The sequence below is a fragment of the Nocardia carnea genome (assembly GCF_029868325.1).
GTDB lineage: Bacteria > Actinomycetota > Actinomycetes > Mycobacteriales > Mycobacteriaceae > Nocardia > Nocardia carnea_C.
Genome location: NZ_JARWNW010000072.1, coordinates 1 through 8,222, shown reverse-complemented (window position 1 = coordinate 8,222; position 8,222 = coordinate 1). Strand labels below are relative to the sequence as shown.

Sequence of the window (8,222 nt, the reverse complement as noted above, 5' to 3'; positions counted from 1 at the left end):
GTATCGGGTGCACCTGCACCGGCCGGGGCGCCGGCGCCCACCCCCGGCGCCAAGACCCCGGCCGGTTCGCCGGCCGCACGCGGCGGTGTGCCGGTGATGGGCGCGCCCCGCGCCCGCCGGGCCCGCGGGGGGGGGCCCCCGCGGGCGGGCGCCCCCGGCGGGGGCCCCCCCCCGCTCGTGTTTGCGGTGTATTCACCCGACAAGATCGGCAGTAAATGTGTCGCAAATCACTATGCCCGGAGGGGCTCGAGATTGCGCGGACCCCGCTCGACCGATAGCGACCCTGCCGTATGGTGCTCAGCATCACATTCGATCGCGGAGGTCTTCCGGCTTTCCGCACCGCCGATCAGTGAGGCATCGACCAGTGAGTGCCGCGACAACCACGACCGCTCCCGAATCGGGAACAGGTGTTTTCAGCAAGACCCGGGCCCGGATCAGCGCCCGCACCCTACGCACGGACCGATGGTGGCTACCGCCCCTGATCACGGTGATCGGGCTCGGCGCCTTCGTCGTCTACGCGACCGTCAGATCGTTCGTGCGCACCGCGTACTGGGTGCCCGACTATCACTACTTGACGCCGTTCTACTCGCCCTGCCTGAGTACTTCGTGTGTCGAGGGTGCGAGCCATTTCGGCACGCCGTTCGGCGACCTCCCGATGTTCATTCCGCTCGGGTTCCTGGTGCTGCCGTTCCTGCTCGGGTTCCGGCTCACCTGCTACTACTACCGCAAGGCCTACTACCGGTCGGTGTGGTTCTCCCCGCCGGCCTGCGCCGTGGCCGAACCGCACGCCAAGTACACCGGGGAGACCCGGCTGCCGCTGATCATCCAGAACGCGCACCGCTATTTCTTCTATGCCGCGGTGATCATCTCGGTGATCAACACCTACGACGCGATCGGCGCCTTCCACGGGAAATCCGGTGGGTTCGGAATGGGACTGGGCAGCCTGATCCTCACCGGGAACGTGATCCTGCTGTGGGCCTACACCCTGTCCTGCCATTCCTGCCGGCATATCGCGGGCGGCCGGTTGAAGCATTTCTCCGCCCACCCCGTGCGGTACTGGTTCTGGACCCAGGTCTCCAAGCTCAACACCAGGCATATGCAGCTGGCCTGGATCACGCTCGGCACCCTCGTGCTCACCGACTTCTACGTGATGCTGGTGGCGAGCGGCACGATTTCTGATCTTCGCATCATCGACTGAGGAGTTTGGACGGCTATGCCCGAAGTGGAACGGCACACCTACGACGTGGTCGTGATCGGTGCCGGAGGTGCCGGACTACGTGCTGTGATCGAGGCCCGCGAACACGGCCTCTCGGTGGCGGTCGTATGCAAATCACTGTTCGGCAAAGCACATACCGTGATGGCCGAGGGCGGCTGCGCGGCGGCCATGGGAAACGCCAACGAGAAGGACAGCTGGCAAACCCATTTCCGCGACACCATGCGCGGCGGGAAATTCCTGAACAACTGGCGAATGGCCGAACTGCATGCGCTGGAGGCCCCGGACCGCGTCTGGGAGCTGGAAACCTATGGCGCCCTGTTCGACCGGACCGCCGACGGCCGGATCAGTCAGCGCAATTTCGGCGGTCACACCTATCCGCGACTGGCCCATGTCGGTGACCGGACGGGCCTGGAACTGATCCGCACCATGCAGCAAAAGATCGTTTCGCTGCAGCAGGAGGATTATGCCGAAACCGGTGACTACGAGGCGCGGATCAAAGTCTTCGCCGAATGCACCATCACCGACCTGCTGAAAGATGGCGACCGGATCAGCGGCGCATTCGGCTACTGGCGCGAATCCGGGCGTTTCATCCTGTTCGAAACCCCGGCGGTGGTACTGGCCACCGGCGGTATCGGCAAGTCCTACAAGGTCACCTCGAACTCCTGGGAGTACACCGGTGACGGGCATGCGCTGGCCCTGCGCGCCGGTGCGCGGCTGATCAATATGGAGTTCCTGCAGTTCCATCCCACCGGGATGGTCTGGCCGCCCAGTGTGAAGGGCATCCTGGTGACCGAGGGGGTGCGCGGGGACGGCGGGGTGTTGAAGAACACCGAGGGCAAACGCTTCATGTTCGACTACATTCCCGCGGTCTTCAAAGGCCAGTACGCCGAAACCGAGGAGGAGGCCGACCAGTGGCTGCGCGATAACGATTCGGCCCGGCGCACCCCCGATCTGCTCCCCCGCGACGAGGTGGCGCGGGCGATCAACGAGGAGGTCAAAGCCGGCCGGGGCACCCCGCACGGCGGTGTCTACCTCGATATCGCCTCCCGGCTGACTCCCGAGGAGATCACCCGGCGGCTGCCGTCCATGCACCACCAGTTCAAGGAACTGGCGGACGTGGACATCACGAAAGAACCCATGGAGGTGGGCCCGACCTGCCACTACGTTATGGGCGGTATCGAGGTCGACCCGGATACCGGTGCGGCGCACGTACCGGGTCTGTTCGCCGCCGGGGAATGTTCCGGGGGTATGCACGGCTCCAACCGGCTCGGCGGGAACTCACTGTCGGATCTGCTGGTGTTCGGCCGCCGGGCAGGGCTCGGCGCGGCCGAGTACGTCCGGCAACTGCCCGGCCGGCCGGCGGTAGCGGAGACCGATATCGCGGCAGCGGCGGAGATCGCGCTCGCACCGTTCGATCCGCCCGAAGGCGGTTCGGGGGAAAACCCCTACACCTTGCATACCGATATGCAGCAGACCATGAACGATCTGGTCGGCATCATCCGCAAGGAGCAGGAGGTCCGCGAGGCGATTGCCCGGCTCGATGAGCTGCGCGAACGGTTCGCCCACGTCACGATCGAAGGGCACCGGCAGTTCAATCCGGGCTGGCATCTGGCCCTCGATATGCGCAATATGCTGCTGGTCAGCCGATGCGTGGCGCAGGCCGCGCTACTGCGCACCGAGAGCCGCGGCGGCCATACCCGCGACGACCATCCGGGCATGGACCCGCAATGGCGCAACAAACTGCTGGTCTGCGCGATCGACGGCGAATCGGCCGAATCCGGTGTCCCCGATGTCTCGGTGACCGAACGCGAGCAAACGCCGATGCGGCCCGAACTGCTGGCCCTGTTCGACCTCGGGGAGCTGGAGAAGTACTACACCCCGGACGAACTCGCCGGGCATCCGGCGGCCCAGGGCGGTTCGGCCGCGCCGGGCCGCGAAGCGAAGACCGAGGAGGCGTGAGGCGATGAGTTACGACGCCCAGTTCCGCGTATGGCGCGGCGATTCCGAGACCGGAGAGCTCCGGGATTTCACGGTGCCGGTGAACGAGGGCGAGGTGGTTCTCGACATCATCCATCGGCTGCAGGCAACCCAGGCGCCCGATCTGGCGGTCCGATGGAACTGTAAGGCGGGGAAATGCGGGTCGTGTTCGGCCGAGGTGAACGGCCGGCCGCGCCTGTTGTGCATGACACGGATGTCGACCTTCACGCCCGAAGACGTTGTCACTGTGACACCGCTGCGGACTTTCCCGGTGATCCGCGATCTGGTGACCGATGTGTCCTACAACTACGAAAAGGCGCGGGAAATCCCGTCTTTCACGCCACCGGCGGATCTGAAACCGGGTGAGTACCGGATGCAGCAGGTGGATATCGCGCGATCGCAGGAATTCCGCAAATGCATCGAATGCTTCCTGTGCCAGAACACCTGCCATGTGGTCCGTGACCACGACGAGAACAAGGAATCGTTCGCGGGGCCGCGGTATCTGATGCGTATCGCGGAGCTGGAAATGCATCCGCTCGATGTGGCCGACCGCCGCGACGAGGCGCAGGAGCAGCACGGCCTGGGCTACTGCAATATCACCAAATGCTGCACGGAGGTGTGCCCGGAGCACATCAAGATCACCGACAATGCGTTGATTCCGATGAAGGAACGGGTCGCCGATCGTAAGTACGACCCGATCGTCTGGCTCGGCAACAAACTGTTCCGCCGCTGAGTGAAGTACGCGGCGGCAGGGTTCACGGCCGGCCGGGTGTGGTCACAGCATCGTGACCACACCCGTGGCCACCAAAGCCACGAGCACACCGACGAACAGTGCCGAAAGCACCGATCCGGTGAGTACGAACACCCCCACCGCGGCCGCCGCGAAGAGCAGCCCGACGATCAGCCACGCCACACCGTCGCCGGGCCCCAACTTGCGCAGCCGAGGATGAGAATTCTTGATCCCTCGGTCCACATATCGTTGTCTACCCGTTATACGACCTGGTAAACCCGCCGTGACCCGGTCGTATCGGACGGTCGCAGAGCCCGGACGAGGTCAGGGGCGATCGAATTCGCCGTCCCGTACACCGGCCGTGAACGCCGCCCATTCACCCGGGGTGAAAACCAGCACCGGACCGTCGGGATCCTTGCCGTCCCGCATACCCACATGACCGTCGGCGAGCATCGCGATCTCGACACTGTGCGAACCGGGGGCACCGTCCGGGGGGCTGCTCAGCCACTCGGCACCGGAAAGGTCCACCTTCGTACCGTTGTCGACACTCATTCGGGTTCTCCTCCATCAGCCGCACTATGTTCCGTCGAGGGGCGGCGCCGCCCGCGCCGGCACCGAGCGCGATGCTACGCGCACGGACGGACACACCGGGCCGGATACCGGTGGCGTACCGGTGCAATACGAATTCGATGTGGGCAAAACCGCCGAAAATCACACGTTCCGGATGGTTCTCGGCCTATGGTGAGCTGTTGGTCGTATGTGCACACCCGGAAACCCACCGCGGACAACAGGATCGCCGCGGGTTCACAAGGAGGTTGTGTGTGATGCGGTTGAATCTGAGTACCCAGATCCCGACCCTGCTCGACTGCGGGGACGATCCGGGCGATATGACCGCCGAACAAGCTCATTCGGCAATGCAACTGCACCTGGACTGCACCGTAGATATGTGCCGGGTACGCCGCCGGGCCCGGGCAACATTGGTGGATTCCGGCCGCTGTGTACTGGACAACCGCGCACTCCAATAGGTCGCCGCAGCCGCGACGCCGAAGGCGGCGCCATATATTCAGCGCCGGCTGTGGTCGGTGATCGGAGCGCGTGGGCCGAATCGTGGTTTCCGGGCCTGACCGCTGACCTCCAGTAACCGGATCGTCCGATAGCGATGCGGACGCACCGGCTCGAGGAACTCGACCATCTCGGCGTCGTCGATATCCCGGCCGAGCAGGGTCCAGCCCACCACCGATGCCAGGTGGTAATCGCCGACCGACAGTGCATCGGCATCACCGAACGCGCGCTGGGCGGTTTCCGCGGCTGTCCACTCCCCTATACCCGGGATGGTCCGTAATTTGCGGGCGGCCTCCGCCGGCGGGAGTCCCGCCGTGTGCTCCAGCGAATCGGCCACCCGCGCCGCCCGCACAATGGTCTGCCAGCGCTGCGGCCCCACGTTGGCGCGGTGATAGCTCCACGAGGGTATGCGCGCCCAGGTCGCGGCGTCCGGCGGAACCCGCATACCCTCCGGCGCGGGGCCCGGCGCCGGATCACCGAAACGATGCACCAGCGCCCGCCAGGCGGCATGCGACGACACGATGGTGACCTTCTGCTCCAGGATCGCCGGGACGAGCGCCTCGAACACCCGGCCGGTGCGCAGCATGCGCAAACCGGGATTCCGCTGATGAGCGGCCGCGATGGTGGGGTGGATGGGCACGAAATCGTCCACGTTCTCGTCCAGGCAGAACATCGAATCGAGCTGGTCGAGAAATTCCGCGGCACCCGGGCCCCAGGCGTCCGCGGTGATGGTGTGGGGTGCGGTCTGGGTCAACCGGTAGGTCACGGGCCCGGCCGGCATCCGCGATATCCGCCAGTGCGCACCGTCACCGTCGATCTGATGACAGGGGTCGGCGGGCCCGCGGCGTAGCGGCGCCAGGGTATGCGCGAGGTGGATGGGCCCACCGGCGGTCAGCACGCGCGTGATCGGCGGGGACTCGGCCGGGGATCCTGCGGATCGAGAAGGCACTCCGCCATTGTGCCCGCAAAACAGAGAACACTGTGCCCGCAGAAGAGACGCAGTCGTTTCCTTCCGCGGTAACGACGGTGGTTTGCGGGACGATACGAACCGAGTTGAGCAAATATGTGGCTGCCGCCACGATTGGAGGGTTTCATGATCACCGAGGCACTCAATTGGCTGCTCGATCTGTGGGGCAGCGTTTTCGCCGGTAGTTCCGGTTACGAAATCCAGCCGGGCACTCTGCCGTCCGGAAGCTGATCCCCGGTAGCGGGTGACCGAGCCCATCGCTCGGTTACCCGCATGCCCGGCCCATCGCCTCGATACCGTGAAATCACCAGTGGTCCAACAGGATCTGCGCTAGGTGCCGGCCGCGTCCGGCTGCCAGCTGGACTGCCTGGGTACGACACGAGAAGCCGTCGGCCACGAACACGGCGTCGGGGGGTGCGCCGGCCAGCGCCGGCAGCAATCCGTTTTCGGCCACCGACACCGATATTTCGTAGTGGCCCTGCTGCATTCCGAAATTCCCGGCAAGTCCGCAGCATCCTGCGATTTCGGTCACATTCACACCCATCCGGGCAAATATCCGGCGATCCGGCTCGAAGCCCAGAACGGAATAGTGGTGGCAATGCGGTTGCACCACGATCGAGCGTTCGGGGCGGCGGGGTGGAGACCAATCCGGTTGGGCCAGCAAGAACTCGGCGAGCGTACGCACGGCAGCGGCGACCGGGCGGGCGCGAGGATCGCCGGGGAGCAGCTCCGGTAGGTCGGCCCGCAGCGCGGCCGTGCACGACGGTTCGAGGCCGATTACGAGGCCGCCGGCGGCGACATGGGCCTCGAGCTGGTCGAGGGTACGCCGTAGCCGGGCACGCGCCCCGTCCAATTGCCCGGTGCTGATCCAGGTCAGCCCGCAGCACACCTGCCGATCGGGCAGTACCACCCGGTACCCCAGCGAATTCAGCAGCGTTACGGTGGCCTGCGCGATCTCCGGGTCGAAAGCATTGGTGAAGGTATCGACCCAGAGCATCACGGTCCCCGCCGCCGGGCCCCGCACCTGCTGTTGCGACGATTCCTTTCGCCATATCCGCCGGAACGGGCGCCGGGCCAGTTCCGGCACCGCGCGCCGCGGATCGGCCCCCGCCGCGCGCATACCCAAGCGGCGCAGCGGGTCCACCCGCGCGGCGGCATTCACCAGACGCGGTAGGCGAGTCGCTCCGGCGAGCCAGCGCGGGAGCATCCCCAGCGCGTAGTGGTCGCGCGGGCGGAGACGGCGCCGGTAGCGGCGGTACAGGGTCTCGGATTTGTAGGTCGCCATATCGACGCCGGCCGGGCAGTCGGTACCGCAGGCCCGGCAGGACAGGCACAAATCCAGGGATTCGGCCACCGCGGGCGCGGACCAGTCCAGTTCGCCCCGGACCACCTCCTGCAGCACCCGGGCCCGGCCGCGGGTGGTGTCCTTCTCGTCGGCCGTCGCGAGATAGGACGGGCACATGAAGCCGCCGGCAGCGCGGGGATCGGCCCGGCATTTACCCACACCGACGCAGCGATGCACCGCGGTGGACAGGTCTCCACCGTCGCCGTCGAGCGCAAAACCACCGGCGGACGCCACCGGGCCCAGCCCGCGCAGCCGGAGATCGGCGTCCAGCGGCCGGGGCTGCACCAGCACTCCTGGATTGAGGACACCTGCCGGATCGAACAGCGCCTTGAATCCCGCGAAAACGGCGCGGACCTCGGGCGAGTACATGATCTCCAGCAGTTCCGAACGGGCCCGGCCGTCACCGTGCTCGCCGCTCAGCGAACCACCGTGACGCACGACCAGATGTGCCGCATCGGTGAGGAAGGCACGGAAGCGGCCGGGCGCGCCGGCGATGGGCAGATCCAGCCGCACATGCATACAACCGTCACCGATATGCCCGTAGAGCAAACCGTCGACCTTGTGCTCCCGCGTCAGCTCCTCGAAATCCCGCAGGTAGGCACCCAGGCGAGCAGGCGGCACGGCGGCATCCTCCCAGCCGGGCCAGGCGGGCTGCCCATCGCGGGTACGTCCGGCCAGGCCGGCGCCGTCGGCGCGGATCCGCCACAGTGCCGCGGCCGCGCCGGGGTCGTCGATGACACGGCTGTCGAGCGCACCGGCGGTCCGGCACAGCAGGTCGGCCGCTGCCCGGGCGGCGGCCCGGCTCTCGCCGGCCAATTCGACGAACAACCAGCCCTGGCCGCGCGGGAGATCCGGTACCCGCCTGCCGTGGGCACGCACCATATCGACCAGACGTGCGTCGATACCCTCCACCGCGACCGGCGAC

General features: G+C 66.6%; 8 protein-coding genes. 4 read left to right on the top strand and 4 right to left on the bottom strand.

The annotated features are described in order from the left end of the window. Window positions 1-364 precede the first annotated feature (364 nt). The 3 genes from QH196_RS04170 to QH196_RS04160 are packed head-to-tail and all read left to right on the top strand — an operon-like array spanning window position 365 to window position 3,926. Window positions 365-1,198, top strand: coding sequence for a hypothetical protein (locus QH196_RS04170; RefSeq protein WP_280414405.1), 834 nt, complete (start codon window positions 365-367; stop codon window positions 1,196-1,198). 15 nt (window positions 1,199-1,213) lie between these two features. After that, window positions 1,214-3,175 carry a fumarate reductase/succinate dehydrogenase flavoprotein subunit gene (locus tag QH196_RS04165; protein WP_280414404.1) on the top strand — a complete coding sequence of 654 codons (1,962 nt, stop codon included), beginning with the start codon at window positions 1,214-1,216 and terminating at the stop codon, window positions 3,173-3,175. A gap of 4 nt (window positions 3,176-3,179) precedes the next feature. Next, window positions 3,180-3,926, top strand: coding sequence for a succinate dehydrogenase/fumarate reductase iron-sulfur subunit (locus QH196_RS04160; protein WP_280414403.1), 747 nt, complete (start codon window positions 3,180-3,182; stop codon window positions 3,924-3,926). 42 nt (window positions 3,927-3,968) lie between these two features. Here QH196_RS04160 and QH196_RS04155 read toward each other — a convergent pair whose 3' ends face one another. Next, a complete protein-coding gene (locus QH196_RS04155) occupies window positions 3,969-4,166 on the bottom strand; it encodes a hypothetical protein (protein WP_280414402.1) in 198 nt (65 codons plus the stop codon). 81 nt (window positions 4,167-4,247) lie between these two features. Beyond that, on the bottom strand, window positions 4,248-4,475 hold the full coding sequence (locus QH196_RS04150; RefSeq protein ID WP_280414401.1) for a DUF397 domain-containing protein: 228 nt from the start codon (window positions 4,473-4,475) through the stop codon (window positions 4,248-4,250). A 272-nt stretch (window positions 4,476-4,747) separates the two neighbouring features. On the opposite strand from QH196_RS04150, the gene QH196_RS04145 reads away from it, so the two are divergent. Continuing rightward, a complete protein-coding gene (locus QH196_RS04145; RefSeq protein WP_033246592.1) occupies window positions 4,748-4,948 on the top strand; it encodes a hypothetical protein in 201 nt (66 codons plus the stop codon). 38 nt (window positions 4,949-4,986) lie between these two features. On the opposite strand, the gene QH196_RS04140 is transcribed toward QH196_RS04145, so the two are convergent. Both QH196_RS04140 and QH196_RS04135 read right to left on the bottom strand, forming a co-directional pair. Continuing rightward, window positions 4,987-5,934 carry a DNA-3-methyladenine glycosylase family protein gene (locus QH196_RS04140; RefSeq protein ID WP_432279430.1) on the bottom strand — a complete coding sequence of 316 codons (948 nt, stop codon included), beginning with the start codon at window positions 5,932-5,934 and terminating at the stop codon, window positions 4,987-4,989. Between the two features lie 322 nt (window positions 5,935-6,256). After that, window positions 6,257-8,222, bottom strand: a 1,966-nt coding sequence (locus QH196_RS04135; RefSeq protein ID WP_280414400.1) for an FAD-binding and (Fe-S)-binding domain-containing protein, incomplete at its 5' end; no start/stop codon positions are given.

What these genes read in the sequence shown, in the direction of transcription:
- QH196_RS04165 (WP_280414404.1), top strand. Translation starts at nt 1,214, where the DNA reads ATGCCCGAAGTGGAACGGCACACCTACGACGTGGTCGTGATCGGTGCC.
- QH196_RS04160 (WP_280414403.1), top strand. Translation starts at nt 3,180, where the DNA reads ATGAGTTACGACGCCCAGTTCCGCGTATGGCGCGGCGATTCCGAGACC.
- QH196_RS04150 (WP_280414401.1), bottom strand. Translation starts at nt 4,475, where the DNA reads ATGAGTGTCGACAACGGTACGAAGGTGGACCTTTCCGGTGCCGAGTGG.
- QH196_RS04145 (WP_033246592.1), top strand. Translation starts at nt 4,748, where the DNA reads ATGCGGTTGAATCTGAGTACCCAGATCCCGACCCTGCTCGACTGCGGG.